18 protein-coding genes are annotated in these 16,702 nt (G+C 46.0%); 9 read left to right on the top strand and 9 right to left on the bottom strand.

Annotated elements, in window-relative coordinates:
• The first annotated feature begins 108 nt into the window (after nt 1-108).
• The gene (locus tag P2A85_RS23720; protein WP_377475825.1) at nt 109-588 is read left to right on the top strand and encodes a hypothetical protein; all 480 of its coding nucleotides are present in this window, start codon (nt 109-111) and stop codon (nt 586-588) included.
• On the opposite strand, the gene P2A85_RS23715 is transcribed toward P2A85_RS23720, so the two are convergent.
• Entirely contained in the window at nt 585-872 is a 288-nt protein-coding gene (locus tag P2A85_RS23715; protein WP_377481664.1) for a helix-turn-helix domain-containing protein, read from the bottom strand. The two genes, P2A85_RS23720 and P2A85_RS23715, sit on opposite strands and share 4 nt — an antisense overlap.
• Before the next feature lie 611 nt (nt 873-1,483).
• On the opposite strand from P2A85_RS23715, the gene P2A85_RS23710 reads away from it, so the two are divergent.
• Both P2A85_RS23710 and P2A85_RS23705 read left to right on the top strand, forming a co-directional pair.
• On the top strand, nt 1,484-1,936 hold the full coding sequence (locus tag P2A85_RS23710; protein ID WP_377475824.1) for a Uma2 family endonuclease: 453 nt from the start codon (nt 1,484-1,486) through the stop codon (nt 1,934-1,936).
• Between the two features lie 150 nt (nt 1,937-2,086).
• Complete coding sequence (locus tag P2A85_RS23705) at nt 2,087-3,250, top strand: AI-2E family transporter (RefSeq protein ID WP_377475823.1); 1,164 nt, start codon at nt 2,087-2,089, stop codon at nt 3,248-3,250.
• A gap of 145 nt (nt 3,251-3,395) precedes the next feature.
• Here the strand turns inward: P2A85_RS23705 and P2A85_RS23700 are convergent, their stop codons facing one another.
• Nucleotides 3,396-4,022, bottom strand: a complete 627-nt coding sequence (locus tag P2A85_RS23700) for a Uma2 family endonuclease (protein WP_377475822.1) — start codon at nt 4,020-4,022, stop codon at nt 3,396-3,398.
• 131 nt (nt 4,023-4,153) lie between these two features.
• Between P2A85_RS23700 and P2A85_RS23695 the strand changes: the two genes are divergently transcribed.
• From P2A85_RS23695 to P2A85_RS23680, 4 genes are all read left to right on the top strand, one after another.
• Nucleotides 4,154-5,329 carry a homocysteine biosynthesis protein gene (locus tag P2A85_RS23695; protein ID WP_377475821.1) on the top strand — a complete coding sequence of 392 codons (1,176 nt, stop codon included), beginning with the start codon at nt 4,154-4,156 and terminating at the stop codon, nt 5,327-5,329.
• A gap of 62 nt (nt 5,330-5,391) precedes the next feature.
• The gene (locus P2A85_RS23690; protein ID WP_377475820.1) at nt 5,392-6,462 is read left to right on the top strand and encodes a DUF262 domain-containing protein; all 1,071 of its coding nucleotides are present in this window, start codon (nt 5,392-5,394) and stop codon (nt 6,460-6,462) included.
• A 2-nt stretch (nt 6,463-6,464) separates the two neighbouring features.
• Nucleotides 6,465-7,190 carry an MAE_28990/MAE_18760 family HEPN-like nuclease gene (locus P2A85_RS23685; protein WP_377475818.1) on the top strand — a complete coding sequence of 242 codons (726 nt, stop codon included), beginning with the start codon at nt 6,465-6,467 and terminating at the stop codon, nt 7,188-7,190.
• 8 nt (nt 7,191-7,198) lie between these two features.
• Nucleotides 7,199-8,311 carry a DNA cytosine methyltransferase gene (locus P2A85_RS23680; RefSeq protein WP_377475816.1) on the top strand — a complete coding sequence of 371 codons (1,113 nt, stop codon included), beginning with the start codon at nt 7,199-7,201 and terminating at the stop codon, nt 8,309-8,311.
• Between the two features lie 59 nt (nt 8,312-8,370).
• On the opposite strand, the gene P2A85_RS23675 is transcribed toward P2A85_RS23680, so the two are convergent.
• Both P2A85_RS23675 and P2A85_RS23670 read right to left on the bottom strand, forming a co-directional pair.
• Nucleotides 8,371-9,612 (bottom strand): hypothetical protein, encoded by a 1,242-nt coding sequence (locus tag P2A85_RS23675; protein ID WP_377475814.1) that lies wholly within the window; start codon nt 9,610-9,612, stop codon nt 8,371-8,373.
• Nucleotides 9,613-9,736: 124 nt separating this feature from the next.
• The gene (locus tag P2A85_RS23670; RefSeq protein ID WP_377475812.1) at nt 9,737-9,874 is read right to left on the bottom strand and encodes a hypothetical protein; all 138 of its coding nucleotides are present in this window, start codon (nt 9,872-9,874) and stop codon (nt 9,737-9,739) included.
• A gap of 310 nt (nt 9,875-10,184) precedes the next feature.
• Here P2A85_RS23670 and P2A85_RS23665 point away from each other — a divergent pair, with 310 nt between their 5' ends.
• Together P2A85_RS23665 and P2A85_RS23660 are read left to right on the top strand one after the other, a co-directional pair.
• Entirely contained in the window at nt 10,185-11,117 is a 933-nt protein-coding gene (locus P2A85_RS23665) for a tetratricopeptide repeat protein (RefSeq protein ID WP_377475810.1), read from the top strand.
• A 208-nt stretch (nt 11,118-11,325) separates the two neighbouring features.
• Nucleotides 11,326-12,216: a Uma2 family endonuclease gene (locus P2A85_RS23660; protein WP_377475808.1), complete on the top strand. Its 891-nt coding sequence runs from the start codon at nt 11,326-11,328 to the stop codon at nt 12,214-12,216.
• A 36-nt stretch (nt 12,217-12,252) separates the two neighbouring features.
• Here P2A85_RS23660 and P2A85_RS23655 read toward each other — a convergent pair whose 3' ends face one another.
• The 5 genes from P2A85_RS23655 to P2A85_RS23635 all read right to left on the bottom strand — a co-directional run bounded on the left by P2A85_RS23655 (nt 12,253) and on the right by P2A85_RS23635 (nt 16,546).
• Nucleotides 12,253-12,534, bottom strand: coding sequence for a type II toxin-antitoxin system YafQ family toxin (locus P2A85_RS23655; protein ID WP_377475806.1), 282 nt, complete (start codon nt 12,532-12,534; stop codon nt 12,253-12,255).
• A complete protein-coding gene (locus P2A85_RS23650; RefSeq protein WP_377475805.1) occupies nt 12,534-12,758 on the bottom strand; it encodes a hypothetical protein in 225 nt (74 codons plus the stop codon). The genes P2A85_RS23655 and P2A85_RS23650 overlap by 1 nt, the downstream gene beginning before the upstream one ends.
• Before the next feature lie 315 nt (nt 12,759-13,073).
• Nucleotides 13,074-14,801: a succinate dehydrogenase/fumarate reductase flavoprotein subunit gene (locus tag P2A85_RS23645; RefSeq protein WP_377475804.1), complete on the bottom strand. Its 1,728-nt coding sequence runs from the start codon at nt 14,799-14,801 to the stop codon at nt 13,074-13,076.
• 131 nt (nt 14,802-14,932) lie between these two features.
• Entirely contained in the window at nt 14,933-15,247 is a 315-nt protein-coding gene (locus tag P2A85_RS23640; RefSeq protein ID WP_377475802.1) for a hypothetical protein, read from the bottom strand.
• A 72-nt stretch (nt 15,248-15,319) separates the two neighbouring features.
• Nucleotides 15,320-16,546, bottom strand: a complete 1,227-nt coding sequence (locus tag P2A85_RS23635) for an RNA-guided endonuclease TnpB family protein (RefSeq protein WP_340522462.1) — start codon at nt 16,544-16,546, stop codon at nt 15,320-15,322.
• Nucleotides 16,547-16,702: the final 156 nt, after the last annotated feature.

Below are 16,702 nucleotides of genomic sequence, written 5' to 3'. Positions count from 1 at the left end.
ATCAAATAGATGAGGTATGATGTAGCTGACAAGAACTAAGTGAACAATATAGAAGCCAAAAAAGTCATGCAGCTTTAATTAAATGTCGGGCTTGCAGCAGCCGATCGAGTGAAAGCAGCCGATCGAGTGAAAGCAGCCGATCGAGTGAAAGCAGCCGATCGAGTGAAAGCAGCCGATCGAGTGAAAGCAGCCGATCGAGTGAAAGCAGCCGATCGAGTGAAAGCAGTCGATCGCCCACAGCAGTCGATCGTGTCACAGCAGTCGATCGCCCACAGCAGTCGATCGTGTCACAGCAGTCGATCGCCCACAGCAGTCGATCGTGTCACAGCAGTCGATCGTGTCACAGCAGTCGATCGCGAAAAGCTATTCCCTGATTGTAGAAAGTATCATACATTACAAAAAATCAAATCTTACTCGGTTGACTTTCGGCAAAAAATAATTAATGTTTATCATAGTGAGCCGCTCTCACAAAGACAAATAGCCAAGCGTTTTTGCGTGGCTATTTGTCTTTGTGCAAAAATTGCTCAAACAATATCGCCAAACCCAAAGTATTTCCCCTCAAACCCATCGATGTGGGGGTCAACTTAAACTTTTGCCTGAACAATTGGTTGTTTGAGCAGAATTATCTGAAAATATCTGCTGGCAATCTCTAATTTCTCTTCTATGGCTGCAATGTCTGATGTCAGCCATTTTGGGTTCCTACCTGGACGCGGGGCATCCCACAGCCCTTCTAATCCTTTTTCTTTCCATCTATGTAAGGTTGACCGTACTGTGTTTGGGGAACATTTCAAATAGTGGCTAATTTTTTCAACTCGCCAGCGTTGCGCTGACAATCGGACAGTTTCGGCTCTATCTTTGGTTCTAGCAGCAATATTTTTGACTTTTCTTAATTCCCAAAGTGTCTGCTCTTCTTCACAATTGAGAAAAACTCTGGTGGGGTGGTGATGACATCGCTTGATACTGATAGAGTTTAAGCATTATAACTAAATTTGCGGCACAATTTTCGAGCATCTATTTCTTAGCGTTTGCTTTTAGCCTTATAGAACCCATTTGACATCTTTTAGCGATCGTTCACAGCAGTCGATCGCGAAAAGCAGTCGATCGCGAAAAGCAGTCGATTGGGTTCTATATAGATCGCATTCGGCGAGCATAGCTGGTAGTCAACAAGACTCTTAAACTGTCGAAATAGAGTTGTGGGCGAAAGCGAGATCTGATTCTGGTCAGGCATCGCGAGGTAATAAATCTTGTTGATTGTCGTGAGCCAACACCCCGCGACTGATGTAAATCCGTCCGGCGCACTTTGACGCGATCGCTCCAAAAGTCTTTCCCTTAATCTTTATTTACACAGCACTTTTTATTTATGTCCGACTACTTAATAGACATGAGACAGACAATCAAATGGAGCTAAGCAGTTTAAAATAGCTATGACAAAAGTTCTCTAATATAAGTTAGCGCGATCGCAACCAAAATAAAGGCACTCATCATGATCCAAACCATCCTAACAGAATTAGTAACATTTGATGAATTCATTGACTGGTATCCTGAGAATTCAGAACATCGCTACGAACTACACAATGGCGAAATTATTGAAATGCCAAAAGCAACCGGCAAACATTCTAAAGTGACAGGTTTTGCCAGAGGCTGGTTATTTCAAGAAATAGAACGCTTAAGGCTGCCGTACTTTATCCCCAAAGAATGCGTCATTAAACCGATGCGCGAGGAATCCATGGGTATTCAGGAATATTGGATTATAGACTATCTAGGATTGGGTGGGAGACGGTTTATTGGTAATCCAAAACAAGCTACTTTTTCAGTTTACCAACTCGTTGAGGGGGAGTACCAAGCCAAACTGTTCAGAAATTGCGATCGCATTGAGTCCCCAATTTTCCCAGAATTAAACCTGACACCAAAACAGGTGTTCGCCAAAGGTCAATGAGGAGTCTGCTTCCTCTGGTGTGAGAGTAGGGGTATTTTTTAAAGATATGATTAAAGTGCGATCGCCCGCATCTAAGATATCTTGGAGAGAGTAGATTTCCCAAACCTCTCAAGTCCCACACTAAATCTTGATTCCCCAATCTCAAACCAAATGAAGCTAGGACAATGGATGGGCTTATTAGCCCTGATCGCATCTTGTTACATACTTTGGCAAATCAGACAAGCCTTACTGCTGCTATTTGCCGCAGTAGTCTTAGCCACAGCCTTAAATAGGCTAGCACGGTACTTACAGAAATTCCGGCTCAAAAGATCGATCGCAGTCTTACTTTCAATTAGCTTCCTAGTCCTGATATTCGTAGGCTTATTCCTAATTATTGTACCACCCTTTACTCAACAGTTTCAACAACTGACCCAAAGAGTCCCTCAAGGAATAGCCAAATTAAATGAGTGGATCGATCAGATTGAAACTCGCTTTTCTGGACAATTTGGTCAGCGGCTGCCAAATCTTGATGTTAACGACATCATGCAACAACTGCAACCTTTATTCAAGCAACTCGTGGGCGGTGCAGGAGCTTTTGTCGGGAACACATTAGGAGTTATTCTCAGCTTTTTGCTAGTCCTAGTTTTGACATTGATGACATTAGCAGAACCTCAGTCTTATCGCCAAGCATTTATCCAACTATTTCCTTCTTTTTATCGGCGCAGAGTCGATGGCATCTTAGATGAATGCGAAATAGCTCTCGGTCGATGGGCGATCGGTGCTTTAATTAGCATGAGCGTCATCACTCTTCTGAGCCTAATTGGTTTATCAGTATTGCAAGTTCCCTTAGCCCTAGCTCACGCTGTAGTAGCCGGTTTACTGAACTTAATACCAAATATCGGGCCTGGTTTGAGCGTGATTCCTCCAATGACGATCGCACTTTTAGACTCTCCCTTAAAATCAGGTTTAGTCCTACTCCTGTACTTTCTAATTCAACAATTTGAAAGTAACCTCCTCACCCCTTACGTTATGGCACAGCAAGTATCGCTGCTGCCCGCTGTCACCTTAATAGCTCAAGTATTCTTCGCTACCTTCTTTGGATTTTTAGGACTATTGCTTGCCCTTCCCCTCACCGTTGTCGCTCAAGTTTGGATTAGAGAAGTCTTAATTAAAGATATTCTCAACCAGTGGCATACAAGTCCCAAAAAGCTAGCAGCAATTGATTCTGCTATTGAGGAGGAATACCAAGCAATAGGAATAATACATAGTCAACCAGAAAGTCTGCCAGAACAAAAAACAGACATCCCAAACAATACAGATGATTCAGGGGTTTAAACCGCTGTCGAGAGTCAAACGAATTCTGCCGAGGCAGACTAATAAATAAAAGGAGTATTTAAGCCGGATTGGGTATTATTCCGCGCAGGCAGATTGTATTTGTGCAGCCGCGACTTCACTCGCCGAGGCAAAAAAAAATAGCATTTTAAACCTCATCTCGTCCAGCACTAAAAATCTGTTTAACAGTCAAATTAATTTGGGGAAATGTCGGCGATAAAATCCGATCGTCTCCCCGAAACAGACTGGACTGATATTCGCCATCAACCAAATGGTGAACCAAAAAAGTAGGTTGTTTCGGATTGCCAATATAGCGTGTGCCACCTAGTCCCAAATAATCAGCAATCCAGTATTCAGCAATGCCCAAAGCCTCATAATCAACCAATTTATAGCCGTAATCATCGCGCCAATTGGTACTGACAACTTCGACAATTAGCCGCACAGAACTACCCATTGTAATAATAGATTGCTTTTTCCATCTCGGTTCGCTGTCCGTCCCTTGCCTGTCCAAAACGATCGCATCCGGTTCGTAACCAGATAGCTCATTATCAGCTTTAACCACGCATTCTTTGGGAACGAAGTAGGGAAGTCCCTGTCGTTTGATCTCAAAGTTGAGCTCAGCGATCAGGAAGCCAGATACTTCTGAATGCTCTCCAGTGGCTTTAGGCATCTCAACAATTGCTCCATTGTGCAGTTCGTAACGGTTTTCCGAATTTTCTGGATACCAGTCAATAAATTCATCGAAAGTGAGTGGTTTTAATATCGCTTGAGTCATGGCGATCGCCCTTTATTTGATTTATGATAATATTCTGATATTCATTATAATATTGCTTTTATTTTAAACAACCAGCCCGATCGCCAATCCATCAATCTATCCATCTAAAATCTCAAATCTCAAATAATATTATGGGAACGATCGACGAAATCAACGATAAAATCACTCAAGGCAAAGCCACAGTCTGGACAATCGAAGAACTCAAAAACCGAGTCCAAGAAACCAGCATTACCCAAGCGGCGAAAGAAGTCGATGTCATCACCACAGGCACCTTCGAGCCAATGGAATCATCAGGGGCAATTATCAACCTCGGCCACACAGATCCCCCCATAAAAATCCGCCAGTGCTGGCTAGACGGCGTTCTAGCCTACTCCGGCTTTGGTGCAGTAGACCTGTACCTAGGAGCCACCCAAGTAGCCGAAGACGGCGAAGAATCCCGCGAAAGAGGCGGCGGACACGTCATCGAAGACCTGATTGCCGGGAAACCCGTACAATTGCGCGCCCTGGGACAAGTAACAGACTGCTACCCCCGCAGTTCCTTTGAAACCACAATTACCCGCGATACCATCAACCAGTTTTATTTATTCAATCCCCGGAACGTATATCAAAACTTTATTGTGGGTGTCAATGGGGGCGATCGACCACTATTCACCTACCTAGGGCCCCTACAAGCAAACCTAGGCAACGCCGTCTATTCCAGCCTAGGAGCCATGTCTCCCCTGCTGAACGACCCCGACCTCGAAACCATCGGCATTGGCACGCGCATCTTCCTAGGAGGCGCTCAGGGCTATATCACCTGGGAAGGCACCCAGCACTTCCCGCTGCAAAAACGCCAGCCCAACCGCACCCCCATCGGACCGGCGGCAACCCTAGCACTCATCGGCGATGCAAAACAAATGAACTCCAAATGGGTACGCGGGTGCTACTTCAAAAACTACGGCCCATCAATCATGCTGGGAATCGGCATCCCATTTCCTGTCCTAAACGAAACCGTCGTTGCCCACTGTGCAGTATCAGACAAAAAAATAGTAGCGCCGGTGGTAGATTTCTCAATCCCCCGGCGCGTGCGTCCCACTTTTGGTTTAGTTAGCTATGCCCAATTAAAAACAGGTCGTATTCTGATAGAGGGCAAACCAGTGCGGGCAGCCCCCCTAGCAAGTATGTTTCTGTCCCGACAAGTAGCTTTGGAATTGAAGCAGCAAATTGAAACTGGTCAGTTTACTCTCACGGCGCCAGTTGCTCCTCTACCAGCAGACAGAGTATTTCTGCCACAGGATGTGTGGGGGGCGCAAGTCAGGCTAGAATGACACTCGCCGAACTTTAGTCACGGGGATTCTAACTTCAATGAACCACGAGAGGATATTCAAAGATGAGCGACGAGAACCAGTCTAAGTTCACTGATGAGGAGGTTGCTACTGCTGAGCAACAGATTTTTGAACACACAAAGAGAATTGAGTTCTATCTGACGGAATATTCCATTGAGCTTCTGGCCCAAAAGATGCAGAATGGAGATTTCGAGATTCCCGCCTACCAGCGCGAGTTCACATGGGAACCAGAGCGCAAATCCCGGTTCATTGAGTCGGTATTGATGGGGCTTCCAATCCCCTTCCTCTTCTTTTGGGAAAGCCCGTCAACAGGTAAGCTTGAAATTGTGGATGGTTCACAGCGCCTTAGAACGATTCAGGAGTTCGTTCTTGGGGACTTTCCCCTAGGTGACTTGGAAGAACTATCGCTACTGACCGGATTTCGATTCAAAGATCTACCCGAATCTCGGCAACGAAAAATCAAGAACCGTTCCATTAGGGGGATCGTACTTAATGAACACGCCGATGAGCAAGCACGATTCGATCTTTTCGATCGAATTAACACAGGAAGCAAGGTCGCCAACAAGGCTGAGGTGCGTCGAGGTGCGTTAGGAGGTGCTTTCCTCGACCTTGTGATTTCACTCGCCCAAGAGCCGAGCTTTGAAGAACTTGCACCGCTATCGGACAAGCTGTTATTGGAGCGCGAGAGAGAAGAGCTCGTTACACGATTTTTTGCATACGGCGATGGGTTTGAGGGATACAAAGACAGAGTGTCGGCATTTCTTTTCACCTACACGAAGAAGATGAACGATCGCTTTAAAGATAACCCAGCGGACATTGAGTCCTACCGACGGCGCTTTATGGAAATGATAGACTTTGTGTCGCGCAACTTCCCGTTAGGCTTTCGCAAAGCACCTCAAGGTAAGGCGACACCCCGATCGCGTTTTGAAGCTATAGCCATTGGAAGCTATCTGGCACTTCAGCAACGGCCTGAAATAGCCAACCAATCGATCGAAGTTGAAGAATGGTTGAATAGCAAAGAGTTTACAAAAGTGACCGGAGCAGACGGTGCGAACGCCATAGGCAGACTCAAGGCTCGTATACATTTCGTTCGCGATCGTTTACTTGGAGATTGAGGATGGAGGATTTGAGCCAAGCTTTTGAAGAGCGTTTACAGGAAATTGAAACTTACCTTGACCTGCTTGAGTCCATACAGGAACAAGTGCAGGGAGGAACTCCACAAATCGGGGAAGCTACGATCACTCCGCAACAGCAGAAAATTTTATATTCCAGTGTTTATTTACAGCTATATAATCTAGTCGAGTCAACAATTACTCGCTGCGTAGATGCCGTATCTCAGGCAGTGGTTAATAACAGCTCGCTGCCCAATGAGTTGTCCATTGAGTTGCGCCGCGAGTGGGTGCGATGCACCGCACGCACTCATACCGATATCAATTACGAGAATCGCTTGGAATCTGCATTGAACCTCTGCGATCACCTAGTGCAAGCACTCCCTATATCAACCTTTGAACTTGAAAAAGGTGGAGGTGGAAATTGGGATGATGAAGAAATTTACAAACTTAGTAAACGTCTAGGATTATCCTTAAATATAAGTCGTCAGGCTAATCGTGCTGTTAAACAACCATTGCGGGATCAGCAAGGCGCACTTTCCCTGATCAAAAGTTTTCGGAACAAACTAGCACACGGTAATCTATCATTTGCAGAGAGTGGCAATAATATTACTGTTAGCGATCTCCGTGACCTCACTGAACGAACAGCTCTTTATCTGAGGGAGGTTGTAAATTGCTTTAAGTCATCCATAGATGCACATGAGTTCCTAATGCCGGAGAGGCGACCTCAATGAGCACAGGCATGAATCAAGATGAGACTATTGTCGGCACTCACATAGGCAAAAAGCCTCACATCGATCGCAGAAGTACAGCCATTAGCTGCATCGATCTGTTTTGCGGTTTGGGCGGTCTTACCCATGGACTGATCCGAGGAGGTATTAAGGTTGTTGCGGGCATCGACATCGATCCACAATGCCGATTCCCTTACGAGAGCAACAATAATGCTATTTTCATCGAGCAGGATGTCAGTTTTCTGTCAGCTTCCCAACTTACAAATATTTTTGGTGATGCGAAATTACGCTTGCTGGCTGGCTGTGCTCCCTGCCAACCATTCTCGACTTACAGCCGTAAGGGACGCCAGGAACGCCTGGACAGTAAGTGGGTTCTGGTATCCGACTTCGGCCGGCTGGTACGAGAGACTCAACCCGAATTCGTGACGATGGAGAATGTACCACAGCTTTTAGAGCATGAAGTTTTCAAGGATTTTTTGAAGGAACTCGAAGGCTATTCGATAGATTGGAGCATTGTAGATTGCGCTCAATATGGAGTTCCACAAACTCGTAAACGGCTGGTGCTACTAGCGTCTCGATTCGGATCTGTAGAATTAGTACCTCCAATTTTTTCCAGACAATCCTGCACAACTGTGCGTGAGGCCATTTCCCATCTACCCGCCCTAGCAGCCGGATGCTCCGATCCAAATGACGCACTTCATGCAGCGTCCTCGCTCAGTGACCTGAACCTCCGCAGAATCAGAGCCTCAAAACCCGGAGGCACATGGCATGACTGGGATACTTCACTGCTGGCAGAATGTCATCGTAAGAAATCTGGACAAACTTATCCTAGCGTTTATGGTCGTATGAAGTGGGACGCCCCGGCTCCAACGATCACCACCCAATGCTTTGGCTACGGTAATGGTCGGTTCGGACATCCGGAACAGGATCGTGCAATTTCTCTCAGAGAGGCAGCCATCCTTCAGACTTTTCCAGAAAACTATAGCTTCCTGGCTCCTGGCGAGCGAGTCTGTTTCAGCAAACTGGGACGCTTAATAGGAAACGCTGTTCCTGTTGAAATTGGTCAGTTAGTGGCGCAAAGCCTACTCCATCATCTAGATAAATTTGATAAGTGCCTCAAGTAAAAATGTAAGATTAAAAGTTTTTTTGACCTTTAATTTTACATTTTTACTTACCCTATTTGTTATTCCTCAACAGGCTTAGGTTTCTTCATTGGTTTAGGAAGGGGTTCCTTACGAGGAGGGGGCGCGGAGGCTGAGGGCTTGATGTTTGGACGCCCTACAGGAGTGCCATCACCAGTGGGTCTAGGAGTATATGGACGTTTATTTCCGCCTCCTCGGAAGCCGGCGGGTTTTTCGCCAGGGGGGAATTTCCGCTTTTTGATCGGTAGTGCCCCAATATTATTAGCCTGCTGAATTATGAGATTGTCAGCCTGTAACTTGACATGGAAATCCCAAAAAAACCCGATCGCCTTTGTGGCTAAATCCCCCTGAAGTTTCAACTTAAAAAACTTCATCTTGTCCTCATTCTTGCGGGGAGCTTGCTTAATTTTGACGATGACATACTTTTCTCGATCGTGAGATTGATAGATAACCTCACCTCTAATCGAAAAATAGCCATCTTCAACATTAGGTTCAGACTCTGGGAGAGAGGGGATGGAGGATATTAAACTGCTCTCAATTTCGCCGGAAACAGGACTTTCCTCATCTGACGAAGTTTCCGAAGGTTTTTTGAGTGTTTCAGGTTCCCAGACTCCCATAATCTGGGCGTGTAAGTTACCATCTTCTTGCCTGGTGCGGGGATAGACCACCCACAGGTGTTCTTGTTCCAAATCCAAGTGATTTTTGACTAAACTCATGACTCTACCCAGCAAAACCGCGTCTATGGCAGTTCCGTCAGCAGCGATGAGCATACCCCGCGTGAAATGTTCTTCAGATTGGGTGTAGCGGCCCCGGACCAAACCAACAGCTCGGTACTGTCTGGGTTCGCTGGGGGGAGGAATCGGATGTTGGCGCATCACTGCGGGTATGTCATCGGTGGCTGAACTGTCCTGCTCAGCAGAGTCTGGTGTGACGGTGGGCGATACAGAGACTGCTGGAGTATCGCTGGTAGATGGAGAAGGGGGTGCTGGCTCTGAGAGTGCGGGAGCATCCCTAGGTGGATCTTTTGGCTTTGCTTCCTCCTTGGGGGGAGAAGTGTAGCGTGGTCGTTGCAGAGTGTCCTTGGATGCTGGGGCATCAGTTGCCGTTGGCAGTTGATTTTGGTCAACCGGTGCTGCCAACAGCTCTGGCTGCGGACTTTCCTCTGGTGTCTCAGGAACGGAAACTGTATCTTTGGGCGGATTGACGGCCAGTTCGCGAGGCTGAGCCTTGCGAGTTGAAGTAGATTTGGGCGATTTAGAAGAGCGGTTTGGAGAGGGGTTCATAAAAACTCCTTGCAGCGGAGACACATCCCTTGAGGGAAATTAAGGAATAAACTGAAGAAACTGCTTTCAAAACTACTAGCACCTTACAGGCGAGCACGGGGCTTTCATGTCAGGTTGTGACCCGTCAACTCCAACTTGCAAGGGGTAGTAGAGTGTCGAGGGGTCTGTTGGCTGCTAAAATCCTTGTTGGCAAAGACTTTGGGAGTTGCTGACCGATCGTCAGTTCGATCGCCCTGTGGTTGGAGTTGCTGGCTAATAGCATTTAGGATATTCAGCTTGCCTATTTTACTTAATCCAATTACCGAACGGGCTGATCCGCCATATTTTTGGTAATTTTTAGCTAGACCAGACTAAATTGGACCGACGGCGCAATCCTTGGGGCTGCGGGTCTCAGTGTCCAAAATTGTTTAGCTAGCATGAAGTTGTGGGTCTGTTACCATATTAGCTGCAAGCAAAAGATTGCTTTGTCACAGTTGGGCCCTAAAATTAAAAACCTGATGGACTTGGCTTAGGCACCAGGTGATGCCTTCAATCTCCGAAAATAGTAAATTTTAAGCTGAACAAGTTGAATTATGGATAAAACAAACAAGGGCCGTGGGTTGATTACTGTGGTGGTGGTGCTGTCCCTCATCGCTTTTTTGGGATTTTCTCTGGTCCCACTTTTGGACAGCATTCTCAAGGGAAGCCAAGCCCAAACTAGGTCAACTCCAACGCCTACTCAGACGGCTGCAAGTGGGGAAAAGCAATCAGAGTTGCTGCAAGCTCAGGCGAGGGGTTACGAATTGGTTTTGCAGCGCGAGGCCGACAATGTAACTGCTTTGCGAGGCCTATTACAGGTGCGGCTGGAATTGATCGGACAAGGGGTGGGGGACATTAAAGATGTGGTGCCTCCTTTGGAAAAGTTGGCTAAGTTGAATCCTGAAACTACTGAATACGGGATTTTACTAGCTCAGGCTAAGGAACGCACGGGCGATCGCGAAGGTGCGGCTCAGGCATACCGGGCTATTTTGGCGGCTAAGCCGGGGGAAATTAAAGCTTTGCAGGGGTTGGTGAATTTGTTGTTAGTGCAGCAGCGGCCAGAAGCTGCGATCGGATTGCTGCAAGATACGCTCAAAGCTGCTCCCGCTGCAAATCAGGCAAAACCGGGAAGTATCGATACAACTTCGGTGCAGTTGATTTTGGGACAAGTTTATGCTGTCGGGAAGCGATTTGACGAGGCGATCGCGATTTATGACGAATCTGCCAAAGCTAATCCCAAGGATTTTCGCCCGACTCTAGGAAAGGCGATCGTATTTAAAGAACAGGGCAAAAAAGATGAAGCAAAAACCCTATTTGCTAAGGCTACAGAGTTAGCTCCTCCTAACTATAAAGACCAAATCAATCAGTTAGCTAGCGATACTCCCAAGCCTTCAGCACCCGCTGCTGCAAGTCCCAAACCTGGGACTTCATCAACTCCTGAATCGACCGCTTCACCGAGTCCTGAAGGTTCACTACCTAAGCCTTAAGGATAGTTTTGAGTTTTGAGTGCGTGAGTTTTGAGTTCAAGAGTTTAAAATTCATGCACTTACTTCCTTCTTCTTACTTCTTCCTTCGTGTCCTTCGCGTCTTCGCGGTTAAATAATTCTTCTAGTCCCAACGCACTAAAACTAGAACACTCTCTCCATCTAAAATCTCCCATCTGATTACCAATTAGACACAACCTCGGAGGGAATTATGACCCAAAGCGTTGACCGCATTGTTCTACCTCCTGCTTTTCCAGACCACACTCAATTACCAGAGTCGGATGGTACTTTTGTGAAAAATTTTCAGGAGCATCCACAAAGTTTAATTTTAACTGATTCGATCGGACCAATTTTGCAGGAACGGCATCCCGATGGCCAATATGCGATCGGTCAAGACTGCGGCATTTACTGGCGAGAAACCGAGCCGCCAGAAAAAGGTGCAGAAGCTCCTGATTGGTTTTATGTCCCGAATGTCCCGCCCAATTTAGACGGTCAAATTCGCCGTTCCTACGTGCTGTGGCGGGAACACATAGCACCGTTAATTGCGTTGGAATTTGCTAGCGGGAACGGGGATGAAGAGCGCGATCGTACTCCTTTATCGCGCACTGATGAAGGGCTAATAACGAAACCTGGCAAGTTTTGGGTGTACGAGCGGGTAATGCGAATTCCCTATTATGGCATCTATGAAATTAACAGCGGCAGATTAGAAGTTTATCGATTGATTGATGGGTATTATCAACGGTTAGAACTAAATCAACGCGGTCATTTTCCGATCGCACCTTTAGGCGTAGAATTGGGACTTTGGCAAGGCAGTTATCAAAATCAAACCATGCTTTGGCTCCGCTGGTGGGACGAGGAAGGTAATTTGCTGTTGATTGGCGATGAAAGGGCAGAATTGGAGAAATTGCGAGGGGAACAACAGCGCGAAAGAGCCGAACAAGAAAGGTTGCGAGCCGACAGTGCAGAGCAGGCACAACAAGCTGAATTTCAGGCAAGAAGGGATGCAATTCCCCGATTGTTGGGAATGGGTTTGAGTGCCGAACAAGTGGCGGAGGCGTTAAGTTTATCTGTGGAGGAAGTTACGGAGAATGCTGGAGAGTGAGACAGGGGGAGAGAATTGGGAAAAGGGCGATCGGTATTAATAGACTTCATCATGAGAACCCATTTTGAGCAATAAAATAGCTTCCTCCTCATCTTTTGGATCGGTCACAAACTCAAATAAAATCCGATAATCATAATCTATGGAACAGGACCAGATACCCGATAAATCTCCTGTCAATTTGTGAGTTCGCAAGCTGGGGTTAAAGCAGTCTTCAGACAAAAGTTCTAGCGTAGCTTCAATTAAAGGGCGAATCTGAGGATTTTTACGAACTAACTTTTTGAAAGTACGAATAGATTTGGGAGTCCAACCAATTTTCATCAATCATCCAACTCCGCCATAAAATCGGCTACCGAACCAAATTTAACATTGCCCTCCGCATATTCTTGACGAACTTCTGCCACTTCCTTAAGTAATTCATTTCGTCGCTGTTGTCGCAGACGATTCTGAAGAATATCTAGAAGCATGGCTTGATCTTCTAATGATAAAACTTCTACAGCTTCAAGAGCTTGCTGGAATTGAGATGTCTGTGTCATTTTACTCATATTTTTTTTCTACTTATAATCACGATATTTTTTATTTACAGTCCTGGAAGCATGAGGGGTAAAAAACCCGGTTTCTGTGTCCATATCTCTCGGAAATAGCGACGATTTTTCAAAAAATATCAATTCCTATCTTCATCGTCCTGTATTCATTTCTCTCTGTGTTCTCTGTGTTATCTGTGGTTAAATCATTCCGATATAACCGGAATTGATATAAAGCGGGTTTTTTGCGTCCAGCACTGATTTATTTTAGCAATACTTATCCTATTTTTGCCGTTTAATTAGTAAGGTGCGCAGTGCGCACCCTACACCTATAAATTAATACTTCCGCTCCTGCGGCTCAAACATCGTAATCGCCACCGGCATATAAGCCAAATCGATGCCAGCCGGCGAATAATAGGCCAACGTATGCTTCAAGAAATTGCCGTCATCCCGCTGCGGAAAATCTTCCCGCGAATGAGCGCCCCGACTTTCCTGCCGCTTCAGAGCAGAAGTTAAAATCATTCTCCCCACAATAATCAAACTTCGCAACTCCAAAGCTTCCACAATTTCCGTATTCCACAACTTGCCTTTATCGTCCAAGTAAACTTCCTGATATTGTCGCTCCAATTCCTCCAATTTTGTCAAACCTTCTTGCATCAATTCGGCGCTACGAAATACGCCGCAATACTCAGTCATCGTATCTTGATACTGTTGCCGAATTTGATTGATGCGGTATTTGCCAGGACGCTCTACAAGTGCCTGAATTTGATCGCTGGCTTCCTTGATATAATGCTGTTCATCCACTGCTGGAAGCTTGCGATTTTGTACGAATTGTGCTATTTTTGCACCTGTAACTTTGCCATAAACAACGCATTCCAACAGCGAATTGCTGCCCAAACGATTTGCGCCGTGAACTGACACGCAAGCTGCTTCTCCGGCTGCAAAGAAACCGTCTACCAAACCATCAGCACTGCTGCGAACTTGCCCGCTAACATTCGTAGGAATTCCCCCCATTGAATAGTGAACGGTAGGACGCACTGGCATCGGCTGATTTACGGCATCAATCCCTAACAAACGGTGGGCTTCTTCCCAAGCAAAAGGAATTTTGCTCATGATTTTTTCGCGTCCCATGTGCCGCAAATCCATGTAAATAAATGGGCCGCCGGCACTACCGTCAACGTTGATTCCTCGGCCTGCACGAATTTCTAGGGAGATGGCTCTAGATGTAATATCTCTGGGTGCTAATTCCATCCGTGATGGGGCATAATTGGCCATGAATCGATCGCCCTCTGAATTAATCAAATAAGCCCCTTCGCCCCGCACAGCCTCCGAAATCAACACTCCCACGGGATACAAACCAGTCGGGTGAAACTGCACGAATTCCATATCTTCCAACGGCAATCCTGCCATAGCAGTCATCGCCAAACCGTCTCCAGTCGAGGCGTAATCGTTCGAGGTCGTGTTGTAAACCCGACCGTAACCCCCTGTAGCGAACATCACTGCCTTAGCGCGCACAACCTCGATTTGACCGTCTAGCAGGCGGTACATAACTACGCCCTTGGCTTGGCCTTCTTCCAAAATCAGGCGGGTGACGTACCATTCTTGATAGATGTGAACTCCGTAACGGCGCAGATTGTTGACTAATTCGTGGAGGATGGCGTGACCGGTTTTGTCGGCGGCGTAGCAGGTGCGGCGGTGGGAATGTCCGCCGAAAGCGCGCTGGGCAATTCTGCCGTCTGGAAGGCGAGAGAATAAAACTCCCATGTGTTCTAAATCGATGACTACGCCTGGTGCTTCGCGGGTGAGGATTTCTACGGCATCTTGGTCGGCTAAATAGTCTGAACCTTTTACTGTGTCGAAGGCGTGGGCTTTCCAACTGTCTTCGGGATCGACATTTTGGAGGCTGGAGGCCATACCGCCTTGGGCTGCGACGGAGTGCGATCGAATCGGGTGAGTTTTGGCAACTACAGCTACCTTTAAACTGGGGTCAGTGCGGGCTATTTCCACCGCGGCGCGGCAACCTGCTAAACCGCCGCCCACAATGATTACGTCGTGTTCTAGCATTTTTTGAGTAGTGTTGAGTGTTCTGCTGTATATGTAATTCTGATGCACAAAAAAAATCCTCACGCAAAGGTAAGGAAGTTTTTAACTTTTGATTTTTAACTTTATTGAAAATTAAAAATCTGTACGCTGGATTAGCCCACTGCTGGGGTAGGTTTTTGACCTGGTAAATTGGCGCTAGCGGATGGTTTAGATTCGGTAGCGGGTTCTACGGCTGTGACTTCGATGTGATTTAGCAAAGTAGTCACAAACGCAAACAGTAGGAAGGGTAGAGACAGGACTAAGATCAATCCGACTGTGGCTAAGGCGTAGATTTGACGGGCGCTACTCCACAAGGCGAGGGCGGAGGCTAGACTCAGAAAGATCACAATCAGCCAAATAATGATTTGACCGTAAATGTCGCCGAAGGTCAGCGTGCATCTGAGGCGATAGTTATGCAAGTTATTCATTTTGGGCCTGGCGAGGTTGCTATTAGGACTTGCGCGAAAATACTTGAAATTTCTTAGTCTAGTTAGCGTGAACTACCCGCCGTCAAGGGTCGTACCGGTATGACGGAGGCTTCTCCCTTCAACGACCACAGCCACCACAGTAGTAGATTTGCGTCCATACTGTTTTGGTCTTACATAGCCTTCAGGAGCAATAACGCTGGTTCCCAACGTCAATAAGCGCAAGCCTTCATTTTTGATATTTATCGCGGCATTAATGTCTCTATCGTGCCGATTGCCACAGTGTGGACAGTCAAATTCTCGTACAGATAAATCCATTTTTGGCAGTGGCTTCAAAGTATTTGAGCAAAGATGAGTTGATGCAAAAAATCTACCTATTTCTAGATAAACTTTCCCCACCATTTCTGCTTTATATTTAAGCATAGTACAAAATATTACCCAACCAGCATCAGATATTGATTTGGCTAGGCAATGATTTTTCACCATGTTTCTGACTGCCAGATTTTCTACTACTACGACTTGGTTTTTGTCTACTATCTTGCGCGATAGCTTGTGCAGAAAATCCTCGCGGACTCTTTTGGTTTTTGAGTGAACTTTAGCTACGGCAAGCTTGGCTTTTCGACGATTATTTGTGGTTTTATCTTTTTTGCGAGCCAGCTTTTTTTGCTTACGAGCTAAATTTTTTTCATGTTTCTTTGTAGCTTTTGGATGTTGATATTTAGAACCTTCTGATGTAACTGCAAAATCGGTTAGACCTAAATCTATGCCAATCACATTACCCTCAGAGCTAGATTCTGGGCATTCAATGCCATCATCCACAAGCATGGAAGCAAAGTATCTCCCATCAGGATTTTTGGATACAGTCACAGTTTTGACTTTACCTTCAATATCCCGATGAACTTTAGCATTGACAGTACCCAACGAACCCGGAAATTTAATCTCACAATTACTCAATACTTTGACATTTTGAGGGTATTGAATAGATTGCTTCCCTTGGCGTTTCTTGAATGTTGGATACATGGCGCGACCATCAAAGAAGTTGCCAAAGGCTACACCTAGATTCAAGACCGATTGCTGAAGACACTGAGAGTAACACTCAGATAGCCATTCATTGTCAGTTTTCCACAAGGGTATTGACTTTTTTATGGTCATGGCGGTAACGCCTTTGCCAGTCTCTTGATAGGTTGCGGTTATTATAGCCAAAGACTGATTCCAGACCCAACGCACACAACCGAAAGCCTTAGCAAGGTATGCTTGCTGGACAATAGTAGGGTAGATTCGGACTTTGACAGCTTTCAGCACAATGCACAATACTTAGATTGCTTTTTTGATTAGTCTAAGTTTATCATAACAAAAAATATTAGAAAAGCCAACAATTTGCGATGCCCCCTCACGCTCGCCGAAGGGATGATCTCCTCATCCATCCGCCATCGCCTGCTAGCTTTCGCTTTTACGTCT

It is taken from the genome of Microcoleus anatoxicus (assembly GCF_042465725.1).
Taxonomy (GTDB): domain Bacteria; phylum Cyanobacteriota; class Cyanobacteriia; order Cyanobacteriales; family Microcoleaceae; genus Microcoleus; species Microcoleus anatoxicus.
Note: the sequence above shows the minus strand (reverse complement) of the source record. Positions and strands in the feature narration are given on the sequence as shown.

Coding starts and splice junctions, on each gene's coding strand:
- P2A85_RS23710 (WP_377475824.1), top strand. CDS start 1,484: ATGATCCAAACCATCCTAACAGAATTAGTAACATTTGATGAATTCATT.
- P2A85_RS23705 (WP_377475823.1), top strand. CDS start 2,087: ATGAAGCTAGGACAATGGATGGGCTTATTAGCCCTGATCGCATCTTGT.
- P2A85_RS23700 (WP_377475822.1), bottom strand. CDS start 4,022: ATGACTCAAGCGATATTAAAACCACTCACTTTCGATGAATTTATTGAC.
- P2A85_RS23695 (WP_377475821.1), top strand. CDS start 4,154: ATGGGAACGATCGACGAAATCAACGATAAAATCACTCAAGGCAAAGCC.
- P2A85_RS23690 (WP_377475820.1), top strand. CDS start 5,392: ATGAGCGACGAGAACCAGTCTAAGTTCACTGATGAGGAGGTTGCTACT.
- P2A85_RS23685 (WP_377475818.1), top strand. CDS start 6,465: ATGGAGGATTTGAGCCAAGCTTTTGAAGAGCGTTTACAGGAAATTGAA.
- P2A85_RS23680 (WP_377475816.1), top strand. CDS start 7,199: ATGAATCAAGATGAGACTATTGTCGGCACTCACATAGGCAAAAAGCCT.
- P2A85_RS23675 (WP_377475814.1), bottom strand. CDS start 9,612: ATGAACCCCTCTCCAAACCGCTCTTCTAAATCGCCCAAATCTACTTCA.
- P2A85_RS23670 (WP_377475812.1), bottom strand. CDS start 9,874: ATGCTATTAGCCAGCAACTCCAACCACAGGGCGATCGAACTGACGATC.
- P2A85_RS23665 (WP_377475810.1), top strand. CDS start 10,185: ATGGATAAAACAAACAAGGGCCGTGGGTTGATTACTGTGGTGGTGGTG.
- P2A85_RS23660 (WP_377475808.1), top strand. CDS start 11,326: ATGACCCAAAGCGTTGACCGCATTGTTCTACCTCCTGCTTTTCCAGAC.
- P2A85_RS23655 (WP_377475806.1), bottom strand. CDS start 12,534: ATGAAAATTGGTTGGACTCCCAAATCTATTCGTACTTTCAAAAAGTTA.
- P2A85_RS23650 (WP_377475805.1), bottom strand. CDS start 12,758: ATGAGTAAAATGACACAGACATCTCAATTCCAGCAAGCTCTTGAAGCT.
- P2A85_RS23645 (WP_377475804.1), bottom strand. CDS start 14,801: ATGCTAGAACACGACGTAATCATTGTGGGCGGCGGTTTAGCAGGTTGC.
- P2A85_RS23640 (WP_377475802.1), bottom strand. CDS start 15,247: ATGAATAACTTGCATAACTATCGCCTCAGATGCACGCTGACCTTCGGC.